The sequence below is a fragment of the Mycobacterium neumannii genome (assembly GCF_048452905.1).
GTDB lineage: Bacteria > Actinomycetota > Actinomycetes > Mycobacteriales > Mycobacteriaceae > Mycobacterium > Mycobacterium neumannii_B.
The window spans coordinates 521,736-544,623 of the sequence record NZ_JBCGVF010000003.1 but is presented as its reverse complement, the minus strand read 5'-3'; the positions used below and the strand labels follow the sequence as shown (position 1 = coordinate 544,623).

Below are 22,888 nucleotides of genomic sequence, written 5' to 3'. Positions count from 1 at the left end.
GAACGGCAGCTGAAGATTAGCTGAGCCTATCCTAAGAGGCAAGCAGTTCGTCCCAGACAATAGGTTGGGTTACGCTGGCTGGCTCTGTGCTGTCACAGACGCGCCATAACTCGGCATATCGCAGATGACGCAGGGTGCTTGCCGGTGCAGAAAGCGATCTCAAGGGAACTTACACGAGAGTCAGCCGTCGTCCAGCGCTACCCTGTCGGCCGTGCCGTGACGTGCACCACAATGCTGCAGGCGTCTGCTGGCCGCCCGCCGAGAAGTTGCTGAAGCGTTGGCTACCCGATCGCAGGGCTTCCAGCGACCCCGAACGCCGGCACTTCGCCCGTGCTGGACCCTCCCGCGCAATGACCCATCATGGGCAAAGTGATCGGCCTGAGCCTTCGCCATCAGCTCGCTCGATCGCGCCCGTCGCGATGAGGCCACCTTCGCGGCGCGGACGCCCCACACAGCACGAGCTCGTGGGATCGCGTTCCTGACAAACCCGTCATGAGCAGGCTTTCAACGATTGACAGCCGATAGTTCGACAGGCTAGATATACGACACGCACGGTGGACAGGGTCATGGGGACACGGTCGGCCTGCGACACTCGCGCCACCGAAGGGTCATGGGATGACCGCAATTCGACCAGCCCGCAGTCCGTCCGGAACGCAGGCCGAACGATCGCGAATTGCGCATGCCATCCGGGTGCTCTCGGTGCCGATCATCATCGGCTGGGTAGTGCTGACCGCGGTAACCAACGTGTTCGTCCCGTCGTTGGAGAAGGTCGGCGAGGCCAACACCGTTTCAATGAACGCTCACGACGCACCGGCTTTCATCGCGATGCAGCGCATCGGTGCGAACTTCCAGGAGTTCGACTCCGACAGCAACGCGATGGTCATCCTGGAGGGCGACAAACCGCTCGGCGCACAAGCACACCACTACTACGACGAGTTGATCCAGAGGTTCCGCGCCGACCCAGAACACGTCGAGCACGTCGCCGATTTCTGGAGCGACCCGCTGACCGCAGCGGGGGCGCAGAGCGCCGACGGCAAGTCGGCGTATGTGCAGATCTATCTGCGCGGGAACATCGGTGAGACGATCGCGAACGAATCGATCCAAGCGGTTCGTGACATCATCGCGGAAGTCCCTGCCCCGCAGGGAATCAGGGCGTACGTCACTGGCGGAGCGGCGTTGAACGCCGACCAGCGCGTCGCCGGTGACAAGGGAGCGGTGAAAGCAACTGTCGCAACGCTGATCGTCATCGCGGTGATGCTGTTGATCGTCTACCGCTCGATCGCCACCACGGTGCTGATCCTGTTCATGGTGTTCGTTGAACTCGGCGCCTCCCGTGGCATCGTCGCCTTCCTCGGCAACACCGGACTCATCGGGCTCTCGACATTCGCCACCAGCCTGCTGACCCTGATCGCTATCGCCGCGGGAACCGACTACGCGATCTTCCTGATCGGCCGGTATCAAGAAGCCCGCCAGGCCGGCGAGGACAAGGAAACCGCTTACTACACAATGTTTCACGGCACTGCCCACGTGGTGCTGGGATCCGGTCTGACCATCGCCGGCGCCTTGCTGTGCCTGAAGTTCACGAGGTTGCCGTGGTTCCAAACCATGGCGGTGCCGTGCGCAGTAGGCGTTCTCGTCGCTGTGATCGCCGCCTTGACGCTGGGCCCGGCCATCACCGTCGTGGGCGGCCGGTTCGGATTCTTCGAACCGAAGCGGCCCATCAACTCCCGCGGATGGCGACGGGTCGGTGTCGTGGTCGTGCGGTGGCCGGGGCCGGTTCTCGTCGCGACGTGCGCCCTGTCGTTGATCGGGTTGCTCGCGCTGAACGGATACAAGGTCGACTACGACGGGCGGCACTTCCTTCCCGCCGACACCCCGTCGAACATCGGATACGACGTCGCCGACCGGCATTTCGACGCCGCCCGGATGAACCCCGAGTTGATGATGGTCGAGAGCGACCACGATCTGCGCAACTCGGCCGACTTCTTGGTGATCGACAAGATCGCCAAGGGAATCTTCCGAGTACCCGGAATCGCCCGCGTGCAGACCATCACCCGGCCGCAGGGTAAGCCGATCGAGCACACCACGATTCCGTTCCTGCTCAGCATGCAGGGCACGACGAACCAGCTCAATCAGAAGTACCTGCAGGATCGGATGGCCGACATGCTGGTACAGGCCGACGAGATGCAGTCGACCATCGACCAGATGGAAAAGATGGCCAGCCTGATGCAGCAGATGGCCGACACCACCCACAGCATGGTTCGAAAAACCAAAGAGATGACAGTCGACATTGCCGAATTGCGGGACCACATCGCCGATTTCGACGACTTCTTCCGGCCGATCCGTAGTTACTTCTACTGGGAACCGCACTGCTACAACATCCCGATCTGCTGGTCGCTGCGCTCAATCTTCGACACCCTCGACGGCATCGACACGCTGACCGATGACATCGAGCACCTCGTGCCGGATCTCGAACACCTCGACAGCCTGATGCCTCAGCTGATCCTGCTGCTGCCCCAGCAGATCGAAACCATGAAGACGATGAAGACCATGATGCTGACCATGCACTCTTCGCAGAAGGGGCTGCAGGATCAGATGGCCGCGATGCAGGAGAACTCGCACGCCATGGGCGACGCGTTCGACGCATCGATGAACGACGACTCGTTCTACCTGCCGCCAGAAGCGTTCGAGAACAGAGACTTCCAGCGCGGAATGGACAACTTCATCTCACCGGACGGCAAGTCGGTGCGCTTCATCATCGAGCACGAGGGCGACCCCGCCACCCCCGAGGGCATCGACCACATCGACGCGATCAAGCTCGCGGCCAAGGAAGCCATCAAGGGCACCCCGTTGGAGGGGTCCACCGTCTATCTCGGCGGCACCGCGGCAACGTACAAGGACATGCGCGACGGATCCAACTACGACTTGATGATCGCCGGCTTGTCAGCTGCGGCATTGATTTTCATCATCATGCTGATCATCACGAGGGCGGTCGTGGCAGCCGCGGTGATCGTCGGAACGGTGCTGCTCTCGCTGGGCACGTCGTTCGGACTGTCCGTGCTCGTCTGGCAGCACCTGCTGGGTATCAAGCTGCACTGGATTGTGCTGGTGATGTCGGTCATCCTGCTGTTAGCCGTCGGATCCGATTACAACCTGCTGCTGGTGTCGCGCTTCAGGGAGGAACTGCACCACGGGTTCAAGGTTGCGATCATCCGCGCGATGGCCGGCTCGGGGAAGGTGGTCACTTCGGCCGGCCTGGTGTTCGCCGCGACGATGGCCTCGTTCGTCGTCGGCGATCTGCGCAGCATCGCACAGGTCGGCAGCACGATCGCGTTAGGTCTGCTGTTCGACACCCTTGTCGTTCGTGCGTTCATGACACCGAGCATCGCTGCACTGCTCGGTCGTTGGTTCTGGTGGCCGCAGAGGATCAGCACCCCTGCGTCGCAGCGCAGGATGGCCGCGGTGTTTCCCGAACGGGCGGCGGCGCCGACCAGCACCCGCGGCGGAGCAGAAACGGATTCGTAGAGCTTTCCGAACGCGCTCCGCCTTGGACGTCTGTGGTGCCATGATGGGCAGATGTCGAACCCGGACGTGGCCGACAGCCCACTGCCGTCTGCCTCAGCTTGGGCTATTGCGGACCGCAACGTCGGCACGTTCCGGTTCTGGTTCGTCGGGCAGCGCTGGGAGTGGTCGGACGAAGTTGCGCGAATGCACGGGTACGAACCCGGCGCCGTCGTGCCGACAACCGAACTGCTGCTGTCGCACAAGCATCCCGACGACCGACAGCACGTCCAGGACCTACTCGACCACGCCCTGCACCTGGGTGGCTCGTTCTCCAGCCGCCACCGGTTCATCGACACCGCAGGCAGGTTGCATACCGTCATCGTGATCGGCGACCGGATGCTCGACGACAAGGGTGCGGTGGTCGGCACTGAGGGCTACTACATCGACCTGACCGACACCTTCGCCCAGACCCGCCGCCAGGCGTTGAGCGAGTCGCTGCCCGAGCTGTTCGAGGCCCGAGCGGCGATCGAGCAAGCCAAGGGCGCCCTGATGCTCGTCTACTGCATCGACGCCGACGCCGCGTTCGAGTTGTTGATGTGGCGCTCACAGCACACGAACACAAAATTGCGCTCCCTGGCCGCGCAGATCGTCGCCGAACTCGGCACGATCGATCCCCAGCGCGACGACCTGCGAAGGCAGTTCGACCATCTGCTGCTCACCGCGCACACCCGCGCCGAGTAGGTGATCGAGGGCCGGGAATGCGCGTGGTAACTCAAGTCGCCGCCGGGGTATCACCAAGGCATGACAGATCAGACGCGCGCACCGCTTTGCCACTGACGGGTGGGATGACGTGGCGCAATTAGAGGTGAGCCTGGACGTGCGCGACACCGCGGTGGTGGTGTCGGTAGCAGGCGAGATCGACTCGAACAGCGTCGGATCGCTGCAACCACACCTTGACCGCGCCGTCGAGGCCGCCGACGAGCACCCGGCCCAGTTGCTGATCGTCGAACTGTCCAGGGTCGGCTACTTCGGCAGCGCGGGGCTGAACGCCGTCCTCGAGTGCTACGAGAAAGGCTTGGCGGCGGGGGTCACGGTGCGGTTGGTGGCCGCCAACCCCGAGGTGGTCCGCCCCATCGAGGTCACCAAGCTCGACAAGGTTCTGCGGCCGTACGGATCCGTGGCCGATGCGGTCGACGCATGAGCAACCCGAGCGGGCCGCAGAATCGGTTGACCACAGTTTTCGATGCCGACGGCGAGGTCGGTCCCGATCTGGCCGAGGTTCGGTGGGCCGCCACGCCGTTGGGGATGCCGGACGGCTGGCCGCAGAGCCTCCGAACTGCGGTCAGCATCCTGCTGTCCTCGCGATTCCCGATGTGGATGGCGTGGGGGCCCGATCTGACCTTCTTCTGCAATGCCGCCTACCGACGGGACACGTTGGGCCGCAAGTATCCCTGGGCGCTCGGTCGGCCGGCGCGAGAGGTGTGGGCCGAGATCTGGCCCGATATCGGCCCGCGAATCGATCGCGTGCTCTCCACCGGAGAGGCGACCTGGGACTCGGCACTGCTTCTGTTCCTCGAGCGCTCCGGCTATCAGGAGGAGACGTACCACACTTTCTCCTACAGTCCGCTGCGCGACGACGATGGGCTGGTCGTGGGCATGCTGTGCGTGGTCAGCGAAGACACCCAGCAGGTGATCAGCGAGCGCCAGATGGCGACGTTGCGCGACCTCGGATCGGACCCGAGCGCGGTGCGAACCGAAGAAGAGATCATGGCGTTCGCCGAACGCCAACTCGGTCACAACCGGCGTGACCTGCCGTTCACGTTGATATATCTATTCGACGGCGACGACGGTGCACGCCTTGCCGGATCCACCGGGAGCATCGCCGACCATCCGATCGCATCGCCACGTGTGGCCGCAGACAGCGATGGCAGTTGGCCGCTCGACGAACCTGCGCGCGGTGAGACGACGGTGCTCACACTCGACGACGACAGGTATGCGGACCTGCCGACCGGTGACTGGCGCGACCCACCCACACACGCGCTGATCGTCCCGCTGCAACAACAGGGCGGTTCTCCGATCGGATTCCTGGTCGCCGCGCTCAACCGCTACCGTCCGCGCGACGGCACCTACCGCGGCTTCGTGTCACTCGTGGCGGGCCACGTCGCCGCGGGCGTCGGAAGTGCGCGAAACTACCAGGCGCAGCAGCAGCGCGCGGAGGAGCTCGCCGAGCTCGACCGTGCCAAAACGGCGTTCTTCTCCAACATCAGCCACGAGTTCCGGACCCCGCTGACGTTGATCCTCGATCCGGTCGCCGAACTACGGACCCGCGGCGCCGACCTCGACGCCCCGGCCCGCGAAGAGCTGGACATCGTGTGGCGCAACGGGTTACGGCTGGCCAAGCTGGTCAACACGCTGCTTGACTTCTCGCGTATCGAAGCCGGTCGCATGCAGGCGAGCTTCGCCCCGGTCGACCTCGGGGCCGTCACCGCCGAACTGGCCAGCGTCTTCCGATCGGCGATCGAGCGTGCCGGCCTCACGTTCACCGTCGACTGTCCTCCTCTCGACGACACGGTCTACATCGACCGCGACATGTGGGAGAAGGTCATCTTCAACCTGCTGTCGAACGCGCTGAAATTCACTTTCACCGGTGGTATTTCGGTAAACGCGACCTGCGACGGCGACGATGCGGTGGTGACCGTCTCCGATACCGGAGCCGGAATTGCCGCCGCGGAGATACCCCGCCTGTTCGAACGGTTCCACCGGATCGAGAACGTGCGGGCGCGGTCGAACGAGGGCAGCGGGATCGGCCTGGCCTTGGTCAAGGAACTGGTCGAACTCCATGGCGGCAGCATCACCGCCGAGAGCACCGAAGGTGTCGGCACCACGTTCGCGATCCGCCTGCGCTTCGGCACCGCGCATCTACCGGCCGCGGCACTCTTCTCGGCAGACGACACGCGGATAGCGGCCGCGGGTGCCGAACCCTACATTCAGGAGGCGCTGCGGTGGCTGCCCGCCGACGGCGAAGGGCCTGCCCCCGATGTGCCCCCGAAGCTGCCCGGCTCAACCACTTCGCCTCCGGTTCCGGGCACCACACCGCGTGTGCTCATCGCCGACGACAACGCCGACATGCGTGACTACGTCGCCCGGATGCTGCGCAACGACGGATACCTCGTCGACGCCGTCACCGACGGTCAGCAAGCGCTGGACGCGGTCCGTACGGAGTTGCCCGACATAGTGGTCAGCGACGTCATGATGCCGCGTCTGGACGGCCTTCAACTCGTCGCTGCCTTGCGATCGGACCCGCGCACCGCGGCCATACCGGTGCTGATGTTGTCCGCCCGCGCCGGACAGGAAGCCGCCATCGAGGGTTTGCAAGCCGGCGCCGACGACTATCTCGTCAAGCCGTTCGCCGCCGCGGAACTGCTGGCGCGCGTGCGCGCGAACGTCAAACTCGCAAGGATCCGCAATCATCACGCCCGCTGGCGCACCGCGCTGATCGATTCGCTGCAGGAAGCGTTCTTCGTGGCCGACGAGCGCGGCGCGGTGATCGAAATCAATGCGGCGTTCACCGACATCCTGGGGTACGGCGTCGAGGAACTGCCGTACGAACCCGTGCAGCCATGGTGGCCGACGGCGGAGTCGGATCCAGAAGCGCACCATCAAGCCAACCAGCTGTTGTCGCAGATTCTGCGTGAACCTCATGGCAGGCACACGGTTCCGGTTACGCACCGCGACGGGCACCGCCTGTGGGTGACTCTCACCTACAACCAGATCGAGGAGATCGACACCGGCAGGCCCGTGAAGGTCGGCACCTTCCGCGACGTCACCGCCGAGCACTACACGGTGCAGCGGGAGGCCGCGCTGGCAGCGCTCAATGCGCAATTGGCGCAGGCGGATACGCTCGACGACGCGGTGCGCACGGCAGCCGACGTGCTGCGTGAGGTGTGGCGGGCGCACCGTGTTCTGGCCGTCACGTTTCCGGTCGACGACGGTGCCACGACGATCGATCCGACAGGGCTGGTCTGTTCCGGCGAGCCGGCCCAGTGGCACGACCTGCCCGCGGCCACAAAGCTGGCGATCACCTCGCTGCGCTCCGCAGACTCACTGGTGGCCGACGCGTCGGACACCGGGTCCGCGCGCATCGCCCTGCAGCATCCGCGCGGGGTGCTCGTCGTCTACCTCGAGTTGCTCGAGCGCCGACCGTTCACGCCCGAAGACAAGACGCTGCTAGCGGTCTTGGCAGGCAGGCTCGGCCAGGGATTGCAGCGCGTCCACCTACTCGACCAGCAGCGCGAAACCGCACTCGCGCTGCAGCACGCGATTCTCGGTCCCACCGTTTCGAGCGGCTTCGCCGTGCGATACCAGCCGGCCACCCGCCCGCTGCAGGTCGGTGGAGACTGGTACGACGTCGTCGATCTGGACGACGGCCGGATCGCGTTGATCGTCGGCGATTGCGTCGGGCACGGATTGACCGCCGCCACGGTGATGGGGCAGCTGCGAAGCGCCTGTCGGGCATTGCTTCTCGAACACCCCGGACCGGCCGCAGCCCTGACAGCCCTTGACCGATTCGCCGCCCGGTTGCCCGGCGCACGGTGCACGACTGCATTCTGCGCCGTACTCGATCCGGACACCGGTGAGTTGCTGTACTCCAGCGCCGGCCACCCGCCTCCGGTCATGGTGCTTGCCGACGGCACGAGTCGTCTGCTCGACGACGCCTCGGTCATCCCGCTCGGGTTGCCCTTCGACTACATTCGTCCGGAGGGCCGGCAGGTCATGCCGCCCCGCGCGACGTTGTTGCTCTACACCGACGGCCTGGTGGAGCGTCGGCGCGAATCTCTGGACATGGGCATTGGCCGGGCCGTCGACGTGCTCGAAAACCATTCCGCCACAGCGCTGGACCTCCTGGCCGACGAGATCATGACGCAGCTGACACCCATCCACGGATATCAGGACGACGTCGCGCTCATGCTGTACCGGCAACCGGCGCCGCTGGAAATCGAATTCAGCGCCGATCCCGCTGAATTGGCAGGCACGCGCAGCGAGCTGCGAAAGTGGTTGGTGCGGGCGGGGATTGATCCGAGCCAAACCCTCGACGTGTTGATCGCCACCGGGGAGGCGCTCGCGAACGCGGTCGAGCATGGGCACCGTGACCGTCCCGGTGGCGCCGTGCGTCTGCGCGCGACCGTGCTGGCCGACCGGCTTCACCTGACCATCGCCGACACCGGGGTGTGGAAAGTGCCCCACGCCGACCCCGCGTCCCACCGGGGCCGCGGAATCGCGCTGATGCGGGCGCTGATGAACGACGTCACGATCGAGACGGGCGATTCCGGCACGACTATCGACTTGCACGCCAGGATCGCCTGATGCCCACACCGCTCACCGTGCGCACCGACCGTCGGGTCGACGGCACCGTGGTGCTGAGCGCGGCGGCCGAACTCGACCTGAGCAATATCGACACGTTCACCGACGCCGTCGCCGAGACCGTCGGCAGGTCAAATCAGGAGTTGGGGCGGTTGACGGTCGATTTGACCGCGATCGAGTACCTCGACAGCGGAGCGATCAACGCCCTGTTCGAAAACGCACCGCAGATCCGCAAGATCGTTGCCAACCCGATCCTGATGCCGGTGCTGTCGATCAGCGGGCTGACGTCGGTGGCCGAAGTGCAAGCGGCAGAGGGCGACTGAACGTTTCTGGTGAGGTCACGGAAGCACCGTGCGCATCAACATGACGTTGTAGGCCGACCACAGCGACAGGTTGAAGTACAACTCCTTGCCGGTCGACCACGGATGCAGGAACGGCGCGTAGACACCGCCGGGGACATCCCAGGACCGCACCAACAACTGCTCGGGACCGTACGGTCCCTGCGGAGCGGGTGCCATCCTGGCCACCACGTCGTTGGCCCCGTTGCAGTACATGACCAGGTACTGCTTGAGGTAGGTGTTGTACTGGGCGGACATCTCACCGACGGGACCCGGGATCACTACGGTGGCCGCGCCCGGATCCCTTGGTACCCAAGCATTTTGATCAGCGTTCCAGTACTCGTAGCGGTTGAGATCGGGCACCGCTTCCTGCGGGATGCGCGCGATGTACGCCGCGCCGCCTCTGCCCGCCGGTGTCCCGAACGTGTAAAGGTAGGGATCACCCGCGCCCGGCTTCAGGAACGCGCCCTGCTGGAAGTTCTCGTTGCCGCGCACGTATCGAGCGCCCGCGACGTCGCCTTCGCGTGCGGCGCGCACCGTGCCGGGATAGACGCCCCAGTGCTCGCCGTTGTCGGGGGAGACCGCGATCGCGGAGAAATTGGTCGTCCACCGGCCGTCGGCGTCCCAGCTCTTGATGGACATGAAGTTCACGAACTGGTTGCCGCCCACCGCGACACCCGCGGTCGGAATGATGCCCTTCTCATTCGGCGCCCACTTGGTGCTGTTGATGATCTGCTTGGACAGGCCGGGCGCCCACAGCGGAGAACCAGAGTAACGGTTGGCGAGCGCGCCGTCGGGCACGGCGACCGTCTTCGACAGCGCCCCGTCCTGGGTGCGCAGCAGCGCGTTGTAGCGCCATTGCTTCCCCCGCACGCTGCAGTAGCCGTAGGTGTCACCGAACGCCATCAACACCTGACGATTGCCGGCATCGCCGTTGTCCCACATGATTCCGAGGTCGGTGCCGGTGATCGCGAATCGTCCGATCGTGTTGTTCGGGCTCTCGGGGCCGGTGACCCACCCGACGAGCGTCGTCCCCGGCGGCGCGGGCGGCGGAGGCGGCTCGGGGGCGGCAGCGGGAATCTGCTGCGCGACAGGCTGATCCGCCACGGGCTGAGGTGGCGTGGGGCGGACGGCGGCCTGTTGGTCGACGGTCGCCGACTGGGGCGAAAGTGACTGGAGGATCTCGGCGGGCAGTCGGCCGAGTCGCGGCAACGGCGCTTCGTCGTTGGTGTTGCGAGGCCGGTGGCCGACCGGCGGGCCACCCGGCAGCGCCGGCGTCGCTTCGGTGTTCGGCGCGGCAGGCGGTTGTGCGGCCGCCGCCGCCCCGGTGCACGGTTCCGCCGTGGCCGAGGGGGCGACGCCGAGCACGGCGCTCAGTGCGATCACGGTTGCGGACGCCACCGACAACGAGGCGATGCGCGGAGGCGGCGACATGTCACACCTTTCGGAGGCGGGCGCCCGATGAGACGTCAGCGATGGGCGGATGTGACGTTAGTGACGAAAGTGACTCTTGTGATCTTGATGCGCGGATAGGTACTCACCTGTGACCGTGTCGCAACCTCCCAATCCTGCGATTTGCGCGCCGTTTCGCTCGCTGAGCGATCGTTTCCACACACAAGCCGCGCCGACCGGTGCGGAATGTTTACCGGTCGCGTGGGGTATCAAGACCGGCATGACCTCACCGGCCGAAGCGCACACCGGCGAACCCGACGAGACGACGGACGGCAAGCTCAAACGCAAGATCACCGGGCCGCTGCTGTTCCTGTTCATCCTCGGCGACGTGCTCGGCGCCGGGATCTACGCGCTGATGGGCGTTCTCGCCGGCGATGTCGGCGGTGCGCTGTGGGCGCCGCTTCTGCTGGCGCTCCTGCTGGCACTGCTCACCGCCGGCTCGTACGCGGAACTGGTCACCAAGTATCCGAAGGCGGGCGGTGCGGCGGTCTTCGCGGAGCGGGCGTTCGGTCGACCGGTGATCTCATTCCTGGTGGGCTTCTGCATGCTCGCCGCGGGCGTGACCAGCGCAGCCGGTCTGTCGCTCGCCTTCGCCGGCGACTATCTCACGACGTTCATCGATGTTCCGGCCGTACCAGCGGCCATCGTGTTCCTGGCATTGATCGGATGCCTCAACGCGCGGGGGATCAGCGAGTCGGTCAAGAGCAACGTTGTGATGACGGTGATCGAGCTGACCGGTCTGCTGATCGTCGTCATCGCGGTGTCGATGATGGTCGGCGGCGGGCGGGGCGATGTCAGCCGCGTCGCCGAGTTTCCCGAGGGCGCCACGCCGGCGTTGGCGATTCTCAGTGGAGCGATCGTCGCGTACTACTCGTTCGTCGGCTTCGAGACATCGGCGAACGTGGCCGAGGAGATTCGCAATCCGAGCAAGGTTTATCCCACGGCGCTGTTCGGCGCCCTCATCACCGCGGGTGCGCTCTACGCGCTGGTCGGTGTGGCGAGTGCGATCGCCCTGCCCGCCGCGGACCTCGCGAAGTCTTCGGGACCGTTGCTTGACGTGGTCGCGGCGGCCGACGTCGGCGTCCCCGACTGGGTTTTCAGCGCGATCGCGCTCGTCGCCGTCGCCAACGGCGCGCTGCTGACGATGATCATGGCCAGCAGGCTCACCTACGGCATGGCCGAACACGGCCTGCTGCCCAGTGTGCTCGGTCGCGTGTTGCCGAAGAGACGCACGCCGTGGACGGCGATCGTCGCGACCACCGCGGTCGCCATGGTGCTGAGCCTGCTGGGCGATCTGTCGACGCTCGCCGAGACCGTGGTGCTGCTGCTGTTGATCGTCTTCATCTCGACGAACATCGCGGTGCTGGTGCTCCGTCGCGACCCGGTCGATCACCCGCATTTCCGGGTCTGGACGGCCGTGCCGGTGCTGGGAGTGGCGTCCTGTGTGCTGCTGCTGACCCAGCAGACGGCCAAGGTCTGGCTCTTCGCCGCGATACTGATCGCGGTGGGCGCGGTGCTGTATCTGGGGGCCCGGGCTGCGACGCGTCGCTGACGTCAGCGCTTGCACACGGCACCCCGCAGGAACTGCGTTTACGCGCTTTGGGTTTCGTCGATGAGGATGGCGGCATCGCAGGCGTAGCGGTCGAGCATGTCCGCAGCAGCGCGAACAGCACGCTGTTGGCTCCGACCTCGGCCGCCTGCCCAATCCACTCCGGCCACCGCTCGGCCTCGGGTGAGCCGGTCGCCTGTACCGCCGTCTGCATGAACCACGCTGTTGTGCCGGGGTTTTCGTGATATCTGTCGAACAACGCGTTGAGCCGGTCGGCGGCGGGATCGGTGGCGACCGACGTGATTGGGCGCCCACTCGTGGTCAGCAGGGTGACGCCGGCGCCGGCCGAGACGCCGACCTCCTCGGCGGCGCGGTCCGCGATGAACAGAAGCGTTCCGGTGAGCGACTTCGCAACCGTCGTGGGCCATTGATGACGGCGTGCGACCGCGGGACTCGACGTGAGCTGTGACGTAACCAAACCTGTCCGATCCTCGATAGGCATCCGGAAAAGGTTCCGCACGAAATACCCGGCGACTTTGCGGCCAAACGCATGCATACGGCCGACCCGGGATAAAAGGTGAACACAGCAAGCGACGGTGGTTTACGTTCGCGCGGGGTGACTGTTCGAAAGGGGGACGGACGATGGCGGGGCTATCGGCTCATCTGAGAGGTGCTCATCGCGGGGGGCCCGCGGCCTCGCTCCTCACACGAACGGCGGTCGTGCTGGCGGCGCTGTGTCTGCTGTTCGGCTTCGGCGGGGGACAGGCTTCGGCGTTCCCCGGAGGCGATGTGGCGGGCGCGTTGACGATCGGCGGGCTGAACCGCACCTACACGGTGCACGCCCCGCCCGGCCTCGACCGCCCCGCCGGGCTCGTGCTCAACCTGCACGGCGCAGGGATGACCGGACCGGCGCAGGCCGGAGCCACCAACTACAACGCGATCGCCGATCAGTACGGGTTCGTCGTCGCCTATCCCGACGGCGTCGATATGAGCTGGGCCGACGGCCGCGGCGCCTCAGTACCGGACCGCCAGGGCGTCGACGACGTCGGGTTCCTGGTCGCACTCGCCGAACGGCTGCGCGAGGAGTATGGCGTCGACGCCGGCCACGTCTTCGTGACCGGAACCTCGGCGGGCGGCTTCATGGCCTCGCGGCTGGCGTGCGAACGCGCGGATGTCTTCGCCGCCGCGGCACCGGTCGCCGGCACGCTGGCGTCAGGTTTCCCCTGCGCGCCGTCGCAGCCCGTATCGGTGTTGGCGGTGCACGGAACCGCCGATCCCGTGGTGCCGTTCACCGGCGGCCCGATGGTGGGCCGCGGAGGGCCCAGCGACATCGTGTCGGCACCGGCGATGGCGCAGCGCTGGCGTGAGATCGACGGCTGCCCCGCACCGGTCGAGGAGGTGCAGGGCAACGTCCACCGGTTCGTCGCCGCCGGATGTTCTGGCGGAACCGAGGTGGTGTTCGTCCAGATCGACGGCGGAGGCCACGTCTGGCCCGGCGGCTTCTTCGCTCCGTTCGACGCCTCCCAGTCGAGTGGGCAGTTCTTCGCAACTCACGGCAGGTGATCCGACGCTTCTGCCTACGGTGGTGTGACGGCAGACTGGAGCCGGCGCGAAACGAACAGGAGATCCGATGAGCGACGACGTCCCGGGTATCACCGGCATCCACCACATCTCCATCACGGTGACCGACCTCGAGGCCAGCCTGGCGTGGTATCAACGGCTGCTAGGAGCGGACCGGTTGCCGATGAAATTCCCCCACTACGAACGCGAGGACACCGGCTACGGCGAACTGCTGATCGATCCGCGCTCCGGCGTCGTAATCGGGCTGCACACCAACACCGGCAACGACGGAAACCAATTCGACGAAGCCCGAACCGGTTTGGACCACGTGGCGTTGAACGTGGCGTCACGAGACGAATTGGACGCGTGGACGCGACGGCTCGACGAACTCGGTATCGAACACTCCGGTGTCCGTGCGGCCGACGAGCCGTTTCCGTTTGCGACCGTGGTGTTTCGCGACCCCGACAACATTCAGCTCGAGCTGTTCGCGGTCGGCTGAGTACCACTCGGCCGCAAAACGAGCTCGTCGCACACCGCCGCGGCCTAGGCTGCGGCCATGTCCTACGACCGCGCCGCGCTCGTCGCCGGCAGCATCCGCTTCGCGTCCGGTGTGTCGTTTCTGGTCGACCCGCTTCGGGCCAACCGGCTGTGGGGTGATCCAGACGAGCCGGTGCCGACGACGCAGTTGCTTCTGCGCTCAATGGGTTACCGCGACGCGCTCATCGGCGGGCTGCTGCTGGCATCCGCACTGCGGGGCCGCGACACAAGAGGCTGGTTCCTGGCCTCGGGCGGCGCCGATGCGGCCGACCTGCTGGGCGGCTCGAGCGTGCACCACGAGATGAGACGCTCTCAGCGGGTCATCGGCCTCGGCGGGGCGGTCATCGGCATCGGGGTCGGGCTGTGGGGCGCTCTGCGCCGGCCCCCACGCGCCGAGGACTGACCTCAGCGGGTCAACAGCAGGCAGCCGGCGATCGGCCCGCCCCCTGCCGCGGCGACAGCCACTTCGGGCCGGCGCGACACCTGCCGGTCACCGGCCTGCCCGCGCAGCTGAAGACACGCCTCGTGTAGCAGCCAATAGCCGTGCATCCGTCCCGCCGACAACTGTCCTCCGTAAGTGTTGAGTGGCAGTTCGCCGTCGAGCGCGATGCGCGTCGCACCTTCGACGAACGAACCCGCCTCGCCGTCCGCGCAGAAACCCAGCGCCTCCAGCCATGCGAACGTCAGAAAAGTGAAGCCGTCGTAGAGCTCGGCGAGATCGACGTCCGAGGGTGTCAGATCTGTGCGCGACCACATCTCGGCGGCCGCGTCGGTCGACGCCATCTTCGGAAAATCGTCGCGGTGAAACCAGCCTCCCGAGCCATACGCGCCGCCAACGGCTTCCACCGCCACCGGTGGTTGTGGGCAGTCTCGCGCGTACTCGGCGTGAGACATCACGAACGCAATCGAGCCATCGATGGGCACGTCGCAGTCATACAGCCCGAACGGTGTGGACACCGGCCGGGCAGCCAGGTAGTTCGCCATGGTCATCGGGTCACGGTACGCGGCAAGGGGATTCAGCCCGGCATTGCGTCTGCTGTTGATCGCCAGCCAGCCCAGTTGTTCCTTGGTCGTTCCGTACAGCTCCATATGCCGACGGCAGTGCATGGCCAGCCAGTTGGCCGCAGAGTAGGCGTGCGCGGCCAGTAGTTCGTCGATGTCGCCGAACGGTCCGAGCTTGCGCCTGGACCCGAGGGCGCGGGGTTCGACGGGTGGGTTCGCCAGCGGGTTCGGCTCGGAGCTGGGCGGTGTCTGCGTCATCGTTCCGCCGAGCATCTGCACGGTCCGATACACCACCACGTGCCGCGCGCGCCGCTCGGAGACCGCCACCATCGCCGACATCGCCGGGGTCAGCACGCCGCCGGTCGGGAAACCGTAGCCCTGGTCGACAGCCGGACCGCCCAGCGCCCCAATGACTTCGGGCAGCGGCGTATCCCCGAACGTGACTATGCCGTCGATGTCATCGGGCGTGAGGCCGGCATCGGCGACGGCGGCGCGCACCGCCTCCATCGTCAGATCGATCCCGGGGATCCCGGTGCGACGCCCGATACGGGAGATGCCGAGCCCGCTGATGATGGCGTCCTTCTCGAACGTGCTCAACCGGCCACCGCCTCGCCCTCGTGCTCCTGAAAACGCCCCGTCACGGGAGATCTCTGTGATACCGCCCGCTGCAGACTGTACTTTCCTAGACGTGTCCGACGACGTGTCACCTGCCAACGCCGCCAGGATGCTGCCGGCTCTCGACAAGCACAATCGCGCCTTCTGGACCGGGGGACTAGGTGGGCAACTGCTGATCACCCGTTGTGAGCGTTGCCAATTGTGGGTGTCTCCGCCGACCGCGGACTGTCCCGACTGCGGAGGACGAGTCACCGCTCGACCGGTATCGGGGCTCGGCACGGTGTTCACCTACACCGTCAACCACCAGCCGTTCAATCCGGCTGTCCCGCTGCCCTACGTCATTGCGATCGTCGAACTCGACGAACAACCTGGCCTGCGCATCGCAGCCAATATCGTGGACTGCGAACCTGATTCGGTGCACGTCGGTCTTCCGGTCGCGGTGCGCTTCGAACGTCAGGATCTCAACGGCGAGACCGTAGTCGTACCCGTCTTCGCGCCGCGCTGATCCGTCTCAGGCGCCCCGCTTGAGGTGAGGCGCCGTCGCGACAGGAGAACGGCGTCGCCGACGCTGCGCGGTTCCCTCGACCTCCACACCGTCGGTGCCGGGTTCACAGACCTGCTCGCGGAGCCTGCGAAGGGCCTGTGCGAGCAGGCGCGACACATGCATCTGCGAATAGCCCATCCGTTCGGCGATCTGGGTTTGCGTCATGCTCTCGAAGAAGCGCAGCACCAACACGGTCTTTTCTCGCTCGGGTAGCGCAGCGATCAACGGCCGTACGGTCTCGAGATCGACCACCTTGTCGATGTTGGGGTCGATGTCGCCGAGGGTGTCACCGACCGAGCGGAACTCGTCGTCGGCCGAGGCCTGGACATCCGTCGACAGCGTGGAGTAGTTGCTACTGGCGATCGTCGCTTCCATCACCGCTTCACGTTCGATGCCGAGGTGGGCCGCGACTTCGGACGGCGTCGGCGCGCGCCCGATTTGCTGCGACAACTCCGCGCGGGCCTTCACCAACTGCCCCTGGAGGTCCTTGAGCCTGCGCGGAACCTTGATCGCCCAGCCGTAGTCGCGGAAGTGGCGGCGTACCTCGCCCATGATGGTCGGGATCGCGAAGGACAGGAAGTCGGCGCCGTTGTCGGGGTCGAAGCGGTTGACCGCGTTGACCAGGCCGACCCGCGCCGCCTGCACCAGGTCGTCGATCGGCTCACCGCGGTTGCGGTAGCGACGCGCGACATGGTCGGCCAGTGGCAACGTCCGGTCGACGATCGCCTCGCGCTGGCGCCGGTAGGGAAGTGATCCTTCGTCGAGCGCTTTGAGGCGGCGGAACATCTCCGTCACGTCTCCGTACTCAGAAATCGCCTCTGACACCACACAGGCTCCTAACTCCCGACCCTGCCGTATGGATCACACGGCTCGGATCTGAACCTGTGGCTGCTGCGGTTTACCCTTCCAAACGGTTCGTCGAAACCTCGCCTATCGGGCACCTTCGTCCAGCGTAGCCGTCGATGGGCGCTCCCGTGGTCAACCGGCGAACTCTCGCGCTTTTCTGGGTGTGCTGACGGGCATGGCGTGCTTGCCATAGGTGCGCTGCTGCCTGCCGAGCCGCGCGGGTGCAGAGACGAGCGGGCTGTCCCAAATCGCGCCTGTGAACACCGCGGCGCCCAGCGCCGTCAATCCTGCCATCGCCACCAACGTGTCGGGGTCCATGCCTTTGTGGTTACCCACAGATGGTCGTTACAACGCCCGCGGCCGCGAAAAAGTTTGCTCGCGCGTCAGCGTGCCCGGCGGGCGAGGAGTTCGGTCTGGTGAATCACCAGGCTCTTACCGCAGACGGTGATCCAGCCACGCTGGACGAATTCCGACAACGCCTTGTTGACCGATTCCCTTGATGCGCCGACCAATTGAGCGATCTCCGCTTGAGTGAGACCGTGGTCGAGGCGCAATTGCCGGTCCTGTCGGACACCGAATCGCTGCGCGAGGTGAAGGAGTTGCTTGGCGATCCGGCCGGGAACGTCGGTGAAGTTGAGGTCGGTGATCAGGTCTTCGGCGCGTCGTAGGTTTCGCGCCAGAAGGCGCATCAGCTGCTCGGTGATGTGGGGGTTGCCATCGAGGCAGTCGTGCAACGCATCACGGTCGATGACAGCGACGAGCACCGCCGTGAGCGCCGTGGCCGAACCGGTGCGAGGTCCGCAATCGAACATCGACTCGGCGCCGAAGATCTCCGAGGGGCCCAGGACGGAGAGCAGTTTCTCGGGGAACTCCGCCGACCGCCAGCCGATCTTGACCTTGCCGTCGATGACGACGTAGAGGCGGTGATCGGGTTGGCCTAGGGGGTATATGCACTCACCCTGCCCGAACCGGGCGTAGTCGAATCGGTCGATTAGAGCCGGCTTGTCCGCGGGCGCCAGCCCCCGCATGATCGCCGAGCGAGCCAGCACGGCTTCACTGCCACGATTCACGCCCGTTTCCGTGGCGCCGGCGACCATCAGCATGCCTACTCCCAACCCAGTTGGGTGCGGGGCTACCCGGCTGCGACCGGCGTAAACGCTAACCGCTGGATCTGGTGCCGCTCGAGACCCGTCGCGGGCGGCGAAGTGTGACCCGCGGCGCACCGGCGACGATCGCGTTTACTGGCGCGCGGTGTTCTCGACGATGATCTCGCATGCCGTCTCGTAGAACGCGCTGATGAGGGTGGAGAAGGACAACTCGAACGGATAGATCATGTGCACGTCGAGCGACTCGAGGCGCCACTCGGGTAACACCGGGACGAGGGTGCCCTCGCGCAGCTCGTTGGTGCAGATGATCTGGGTGGGCATCGCACCGACCCCGAGGCCTTGCATGATGTACTGCTTACACACCTGAAAGTTGTTGGCGCGCGCCCGGACTGGTGGTGTCAGCTCGCGCAGGCCGGCCTTCCCGGTGACCATCAGCTTGCGAGGTCCGCCGAAGCCGAAGTCGATGAACGGAAGCGTGTTCAACTGGGCGGGGTCGCGGACCGGTTCGGGCAGTCGGGCAAGGAAATCCGGTGATGCGCACAAGAACAGCTCGAGGTCGAAGACCTTGCGCGCGATCAGCGTGGAGTCCTGTAGCGGTCCGGTGCTGAACACCACGTCGAACCCGTCACGGACCGGGTCGACGACCCGGTCGACCAGGCGGATGTCCAGCTGCGAATTCGGATAGTGCTGCAGGAACGTCGCACCGACGCGGGAGGCGTAGTCGATGCCGACGAAGACCGGGATCGCCACCCGCAGTTCGCCCTGCGGCTCCTGTCTGCTGCCCTCGACGAGCGCGCGGACACCGTTGGCCTCGGTCAGGATGTTGGCCGCGTGGGCGTACACCTGCTCGCCGAGATCGGTGACGGTGAGCTGGTGGGTGTTCTTGCGCATCAGCTTGATGCCCAGGTCGGACTCCAGCCTGGTCAGCTTGCGGCTGACGGTCGACTTCGGCATTCCCAACAGTGCGGCCGCCTTCGACAGGCTTCGGTTTTCCACCACTTTGCCGAAGATCAGCAGGGCGTCGACGTCGAAGGGCAGGTTCTGTTCCATGGCTGTAGCGTTCTTTCCATCTGCGGTGTTCCAAATATGCAACAGGGTGTTGCGCTCGCGGGGCTGTTTCGGCCATATCGGCGGCGGTACCTTCTGCCTACCGTCTTCAGCCCGACGCAGGAGAGACCGTTGAGTCACGACAGCCTGGTGACCAAACCCGCGAGCGGACACTGGACCGACGCCTACCCCGAGCTGGGTCGTGGTCCGGTGTCGCTTCAGGACTGCGTTTCCGAGGAGTTCTACGAAAAGGAACGCGAGCACGTCTTCAAGAAGACGTGGCTCTACATGGGTCGTATCGAGCGTGTGCCCAAGTCGGGCAGCTACTTCACCCGCGAGCTGACGTTCCTCAACACCTCGGTGATCGTCGTGCGGGGCAAGGACGGTGTGGTCCGGGCGTTTCACAACATCTGCCCGCACCGGGGCAACAAGATGCTGTGGGAGGACGACCCGTTCCAGGAGGTCGAAGGTCGCGCACCGCTGTTGTACTGCCGCTTCCACGGATGGCGCTACAAGCTCGACGGCTCACTGCACGCGGCTACCCGCAAGGATCTGCTGCTCGACTTCGACGCGGACAGCTGCCGGGTGCCCGCCATCCAGTGCGAGGTGTGGGAGGGCTTCATCTTCATCAACCTCAACCCGCACAACACCGAAACGGTCCGCGATTTCCTGGGCGAGCTGGCGCATGAGATCGAGGGGTACCCGTTCGCCGGCCCGCATCAGGTCTACAAGCTCAAGGCCGAACTGCAGTGCAACTGGAAGATTTTCCTCGACGGGTTCGCCGAGAGCTATCACGGGCCGTACCTCCACGCGTCCTCGTTCGGCGCGCTCACCGCGGAGGCCCGCGACGCGTTCGACCAACCGAATCCGTTCACCGACGCTTTGGCCTACCGGCTCAAAGGCCCGCACCGGATGTTCTCGTTCTCCGGTGAACCATCCCGCAAGACGCCGTACTCCAAGCCGATCGAGTGTGTCTTCGAGGCCAGCGCGGCCGGGCCGTGGAACAAGAAAGCCGACCGCGGGCCGATGCCTGCCGGTATCAACCCCACACGATCGGAGAAGTACGGCTTCGACTCGTTCCAGTTCTTCCCGAACTTCGTGCTGATCTTCGGTGCGTCCGGATTCACCGTCCATACGCACTGGCCCACCGGACCGCAGTCGCACATCTTCGAAACCGAGGCCTATTACCAGCCGCCGAGAACGCACAGGGAGCGGCTGGGCCAGGAGCTGACGGTCACGTTCCTCAACGACATCATCCTCGAAGACGCCAGCCCGTCGGAGGGTCTGCAGGCCATGCTGAACAGCGGCGCGCTCACCCATTTCACGATGAACGACGAGGAGATCCTGCTTCGCCACTTCCACAAGGTCGTTGGCGATTACGTCAAGGCCGGCGAAGAGCAGAAGGCGATGCGATGAACACGACTCTGCCGCCGGGGTTCTCGCACCTCGAACACCTCGTGCCCGAATGGGCCATCGAGGACGGCCACGCGCGCTACGTCAAGCGGGTCAGGAGTTCCATGGAACAGATCCGGGCCTTCTACGACGAGATCTTCCCCTACGCCGAGGAGGCTCTTGCCTACGTCGACAAGTTCGACTACGCCGAGCCGCTGCCCGAAGACGTCGCCAACCTGCGCAACCTGCTCTACTCGCTGATCACGGTCTCACTCGCGGTCGAGCTGTGGAACCAACCGCGAGTCAAACATTCAGCCAACACGATACTGACGAGGGTGAGCTGAGTGAGCCTGACCTCCGCACAACTGGACGTCGTCGACCTTACCCCGAGGATCGGCAGCGAGATCAGAACCGACCTTGACACCCTGCTGAGCGGTCGCGCCGCCGAGAAGATCAGGGACACACTGGAACAACGCGGCGTGGTGTTCTTCCGCGGGTTGCACATCAGCGACGAGCAACAGGTCGCGATCGCCGCAACGTTGGGCACCGTGGTGGCCAACGAGGGCGAGGAGGGGATCTACAAGATCTCGCTCGACGAGAACGTCAACCAACGCGCGAAATACTTGAAGGGCTCGCTGTTCTGGCACTTCGACGGCTCCCTGCAGCCCTATCCGAATTTGGCGACGTTGCTCAGAGCCATGAAACTGTCTGATACCGGGGGCGATACAGAGTTCTGCAACACCTACGCCGCATACGACGATTTACCGCAATCCGACAAGGATCTGATCGCCGATCTTCGGGTCGTGCACAGCGCCGAGCGATCTCAGTACTATGTCACACCCGAGATGAGCTACGACGAGATCGCGTTCTGGCAGAAGTCCCCGACCAAGGCGTGCCCCATCGTGTGGACGCACCAGTCCGGTCGCAAGTCGCTGCTGCTCGGCGCGACAGCCGACTACGTGGTCGGCATGCCCATCGAACAGAGCCGCGCTCTTCTTGCCCGGCTTCGTGATTGGGCCACCCAACCGCGATACGTCTATCGCCACGAGTGGGAAGTCGGCGATCTGTTGATCTGGGACAACACCGGCACCATGCACCGCGCCCTGCCCTACGCCGCCGACAGCGGTCGCCTGATGCACCGGACCATCCTGGCGGGCGAAGAGCCACTGAATTGAAGCTGGGCATCGCGACACCGGTCGTCACCAACGTCGCCGGGGCGGCGTTGACGTGGGAGCGCGGCGCAGAAGTAGGGGACATCGGCCGCGTCGCCGAAACGGCCGACAGGCTCGGTTACCACCACCTCACCTGCAGCGAGCACATCGGCATCCCGGCATCGGAGGCCGGGCGGCGCGGTGCCAGGTATTGGGATCCGCTGGCGACTCTCGGTTTCGTAGCCGCCCGCACTGAACGGATCCGGCTCGCCACGATGACGTTAGTGCTTGGATACCATCATCCGCTGGCCATTGTGAAGCGTTACGGCACACTGGATCACGTCAGCCACGGCCGTCTTATCCTCGGAGTCGGCGTGGGCTCACTCAAGGAGGAGTTCGAACTCCTCGGCGCGCCGTTCGAGGATCGCGGTCCCCGCGCCGACGACGCGCTGCGTGCCTTGCGCGCCGCCCTGGCGAGCAACGAGCCCTCCTACGACGGGGAGTATTACTCGTTCGGCGGGCTCATCGTCGACCCATGCGCACTGCAACCCCACCTGCCGATCTGGGTGGGCGGCCGGACCAAACGGTCGCTGCGGCGGGCACTCACGCTCGCAGAGGGCTGGGCGCCGTTCGGCATCTCGGTCGCGACCGCAAGGGAGTGGCTCAAGGCGCGCGAGATACCGCCCGGCTTCGAGGTCGTGCTGGCCGCCGACCGCCCGCTCGACCCGGTCGACGACCCCGATGGGACTCGAAAGACGCTGCGCGAGATGGCGGATGCGGGCACCACGACCGTGTCCGCGCGGTTCGTCCACCGGTCGCTCGAGCACTACCTCGAGCAGATTCACGCACTCGCGGAGTTGCACCGCGACAACGACGAGAGGTGA

Annotated in this window: 20 protein-coding genes; 14 read left to right on the top strand and 6 right to left on the bottom strand. The window is 65.5% G+C overall.

Going from position 1 to position 22,888, the window contains the following annotated elements; all coding sequences use genetic code 11:
- The first annotated feature begins 615 nt into the window (after positions 1-615).
- The 5 genes from AAHH99_RS08870 (at position 616) to AAHH99_RS08850 (ending at position 9,188) form a co-directional block, all read left to right on the top strand.
- The gene (locus AAHH99_RS08870; RefSeq protein WP_418768321.1) at positions 616-3,525 is read left to right on the top strand and encodes an RND family transporter; all 2,910 of its coding nucleotides are present in this window, start codon (positions 616-618) and stop codon (positions 3,523-3,525) included.
- 51 nt (positions 3,526-3,576) lie between these two features.
- Positions 3,577-4,245 (top strand): PAS and ANTAR domain-containing protein, encoded by a 669-nt coding sequence (locus tag AAHH99_RS08865; RefSeq protein WP_418768320.1) that lies wholly within the window; start codon positions 3,577-3,579, stop codon positions 4,243-4,245.
- Positions 4,246-4,354: 109 nt separating this feature from the next.
- Positions 4,355-4,705: an STAS domain-containing protein gene (locus tag AAHH99_RS08860; protein ID WP_418768319.1), complete on the top strand. Its 351-nt coding sequence runs from the start codon at positions 4,355-4,357 to the stop codon at positions 4,703-4,705.
- Positions 4,702-8,868, top strand: a complete 4,167-nt coding sequence (locus AAHH99_RS08855) for a SpoIIE family protein phosphatase (protein WP_418768318.1) — start codon at positions 4,702-4,704, stop codon at positions 8,866-8,868. The genes AAHH99_RS08860 and AAHH99_RS08855 overlap by 4 nt, the downstream gene beginning before the upstream one ends.
- Entirely contained in the window at positions 8,868-9,188 is a 321-nt protein-coding gene (locus AAHH99_RS08850; protein ID WP_418768317.1) for an STAS domain-containing protein, read from the top strand. The genes AAHH99_RS08855 and AAHH99_RS08850 overlap by 1 nt, the downstream gene beginning before the upstream one ends.
- A 15-nt stretch (positions 9,189-9,203) precedes the next feature.
- Here AAHH99_RS08850 and AAHH99_RS08845 read toward each other — a convergent pair whose 3' ends face one another.
- The gene (locus AAHH99_RS08845) at positions 9,204-10,637 is read right to left on the bottom strand and encodes a DUF4185 domain-containing protein (RefSeq protein ID WP_418768316.1); all 1,434 of its coding nucleotides are present in this window, start codon (positions 10,635-10,637) and stop codon (positions 9,204-9,206) included.
- A gap of 238 nt (positions 10,638-10,875) precedes the next feature.
- On the opposite strand from AAHH99_RS08845, the gene AAHH99_RS08840 reads away from it, so the two are divergent.
- The 4 genes from AAHH99_RS08840 to AAHH99_RS08825 all read left to right on the top strand — a co-directional run bounded on the left by AAHH99_RS08840 (position 10,876) and on the right by AAHH99_RS08825 (position 14,704).
- Entirely contained in the window at positions 10,876-12,207 is a 1,332-nt protein-coding gene (locus AAHH99_RS08840; protein WP_418768315.1) for an APC family permease, read from the top strand.
- Positions 12,208-12,924: 717 nt separating this feature from the next.
- Entirely contained in the window at positions 12,925-13,767 is an 843-nt protein-coding gene (locus AAHH99_RS08835) for an alpha/beta hydrolase family esterase (protein ID WP_242656962.1), read from the top strand.
- 67 nt (positions 13,768-13,834) lie between these two features.
- Positions 13,835-14,263: a VOC family protein gene (locus AAHH99_RS08830; protein WP_064398035.1), complete on the top strand. Its 429-nt coding sequence runs from the start codon at positions 13,835-13,837 to the stop codon at positions 14,261-14,263.
- A gap of 57 nt (positions 14,264-14,320) precedes the next feature.
- Entirely contained in the window at positions 14,321-14,704 is a 384-nt protein-coding gene (locus AAHH99_RS08825) for a DUF4267 domain-containing protein (RefSeq protein WP_064398037.1), read from the top strand.
- 2 nt (positions 14,705-14,706) lie between these two features.
- Here the strand turns inward: AAHH99_RS08825 and AAHH99_RS08820 are convergent, their stop codons facing one another.
- A complete protein-coding gene (locus tag AAHH99_RS08820) occupies positions 14,707-15,900 on the bottom strand; it encodes a thiolase family protein (protein WP_418768314.1) in 1,194 nt (397 codons plus the stop codon).
- Positions 15,901-16,027: 127 nt separating this feature from the next.
- Between AAHH99_RS08820 and AAHH99_RS08815 the strand changes: the two genes are divergently transcribed.
- The gene (locus AAHH99_RS08815) at positions 16,028-16,423 is read left to right on the top strand and encodes a Zn-ribbon domain-containing OB-fold protein (protein ID WP_418769566.1); all 396 of its coding nucleotides are present in this window, start codon (positions 16,028-16,030) and stop codon (positions 16,421-16,423) included.
- Between the two features lie 6 nt (positions 16,424-16,429).
- Here the strand turns inward: AAHH99_RS08815 and AAHH99_RS08810 are convergent, their stop codons facing one another.
- The 4 genes from AAHH99_RS08810 to AAHH99_RS08795 form a co-directional block, all read right to left on the bottom strand.
- The gene (locus tag AAHH99_RS08810; protein WP_418768313.1) at positions 16,430-17,287 is read right to left on the bottom strand and encodes a SigB/SigF/SigG family RNA polymerase sigma factor; all 858 of its coding nucleotides are present in this window, start codon (positions 17,285-17,287) and stop codon (positions 16,430-16,432) included.
- Between the two features lie 153 nt (positions 17,288-17,440).
- Positions 17,441-17,644 carry a hypothetical protein gene (locus tag AAHH99_RS08805; protein ID WP_133148040.1) on the bottom strand — a complete coding sequence of 68 codons (204 nt, stop codon included), beginning with the start codon at positions 17,642-17,644 and terminating at the stop codon, positions 17,441-17,443.
- Between the two features lie 47 nt (positions 17,645-17,691).
- Entirely contained in the window at positions 17,692-18,405 is a 714-nt protein-coding gene (locus AAHH99_RS08800; protein WP_064425803.1) for a Crp/Fnr family transcriptional regulator, read from the bottom strand.
- Between the two features lie 141 nt (positions 18,406-18,546).
- Positions 18,547-19,464 carry a LysR substrate-binding domain-containing protein gene (locus AAHH99_RS08795; RefSeq protein ID WP_418768312.1) on the bottom strand — a complete coding sequence of 306 codons (918 nt, stop codon included), beginning with the start codon at positions 19,462-19,464 and terminating at the stop codon, positions 18,547-18,549.
- A 129-nt stretch (positions 19,465-19,593) separates the two neighbouring features.
- Here AAHH99_RS08795 and AAHH99_RS08790 point away from each other — a divergent pair, with 129 nt between their 5' ends.
- From AAHH99_RS08790 to AAHH99_RS08775, 4 genes are read left to right on the top strand one after another with little or no spacing between them, the layout of a single operon-like run.
- A complete protein-coding gene (locus AAHH99_RS08790) occupies positions 19,594-20,877 on the top strand; it encodes an aromatic ring-hydroxylating oxygenase subunit alpha (RefSeq protein WP_418768311.1) in 1,284 nt (427 codons plus the stop codon).
- A complete protein-coding gene (locus AAHH99_RS08785) occupies positions 20,874-21,197 on the top strand; it encodes a hypothetical protein (protein ID WP_418768310.1) in 324 nt (107 codons plus the stop codon). Before AAHH99_RS08790 ends, AAHH99_RS08785 begins: the two co-directional genes overlap by 4 nt.
- On the top strand, positions 21,198-22,028 hold the full coding sequence (locus AAHH99_RS08780; protein WP_418768309.1) for a TauD/TfdA dioxygenase family protein: 831 nt from the start codon (positions 21,198-21,200) through the stop codon (positions 22,026-22,028).
- On the top strand, positions 22,025-22,888 hold the full coding sequence (locus AAHH99_RS08775) for a TIGR03619 family F420-dependent LLM class oxidoreductase (protein WP_418768308.1): 864 nt from the start codon (positions 22,025-22,027) through the stop codon (positions 22,886-22,888). Before AAHH99_RS08780 ends, AAHH99_RS08775 begins: the two co-directional genes overlap by 4 nt.

What these genes read in the sequence shown, in the direction of transcription:
- AAHH99_RS08870 (WP_418768321.1), top strand. Translation starts at nt 616, where the DNA reads ATGACCGCAATTCGACCAGCCCGCAGTCCGTCCGGAACGCAGGCCGAA.
- AAHH99_RS08865 (WP_418768320.1), top strand. Translation starts at nt 3,577, where the DNA reads ATGTCGAACCCGGACGTGGCCGACAGCCCACTGCCGTCTGCCTCAGCT.
- AAHH99_RS08855 (WP_418768318.1), top strand. Translation starts at nt 4,702, where the DNA reads ATGAGCAACCCGAGCGGGCCGCAGAATCGGTTGACCACAGTTTTCGAT.
- AAHH99_RS08850 (WP_418768317.1), top strand. Translation starts at nt 8,868, where the DNA reads ATGCCCACACCGCTCACCGTGCGCACCGACCGTCGGGTCGACGGCACC.
- AAHH99_RS08845 (WP_418768316.1), bottom strand. Translation starts at nt 10,637, where the DNA reads ATGTCGCCGCCTCCGCGCATCGCCTCGTTGTCGGTGGCGTCCGCAACC.
- AAHH99_RS08840 (WP_418768315.1), top strand. Translation starts at nt 10,876, where the DNA reads ATGACCTCACCGGCCGAAGCGCACACCGGCGAACCCGACGAGACGACG.
- AAHH99_RS08830 (WP_064398035.1), top strand. Translation starts at nt 13,835, where the DNA reads ATGAGCGACGACGTCCCGGGTATCACCGGCATCCACCACATCTCCATC.
- AAHH99_RS08825 (WP_064398037.1), top strand. Translation starts at nt 14,321, where the DNA reads ATGTCCTACGACCGCGCCGCGCTCGTCGCCGGCAGCATCCGCTTCGCG.
- AAHH99_RS08815 (WP_418769566.1), top strand. Translation starts at nt 16,028, where the DNA reads ATGCTGCCGGCTCTCGACAAGCACAATCGCGCCTTCTGGACCGGGGGA.
- AAHH99_RS08800 (WP_064425803.1), bottom strand. Translation starts at nt 18,405, where the DNA reads ATGGTCGCCGGCGCCACGGAAACGGGCGTGAATCGTGGCAGTGAAGCC.
- AAHH99_RS08795 (WP_418768312.1), bottom strand. Translation starts at nt 19,464, where the DNA reads ATGGAACAGAACCTGCCCTTCGACGTCGACGCCCTGCTGATCTTCGGC.
- AAHH99_RS08785 (WP_418768310.1), top strand. Translation starts at nt 20,874, where the DNA reads ATGAACACGACTCTGCCGCCGGGGTTCTCGCACCTCGAACACCTCGTG.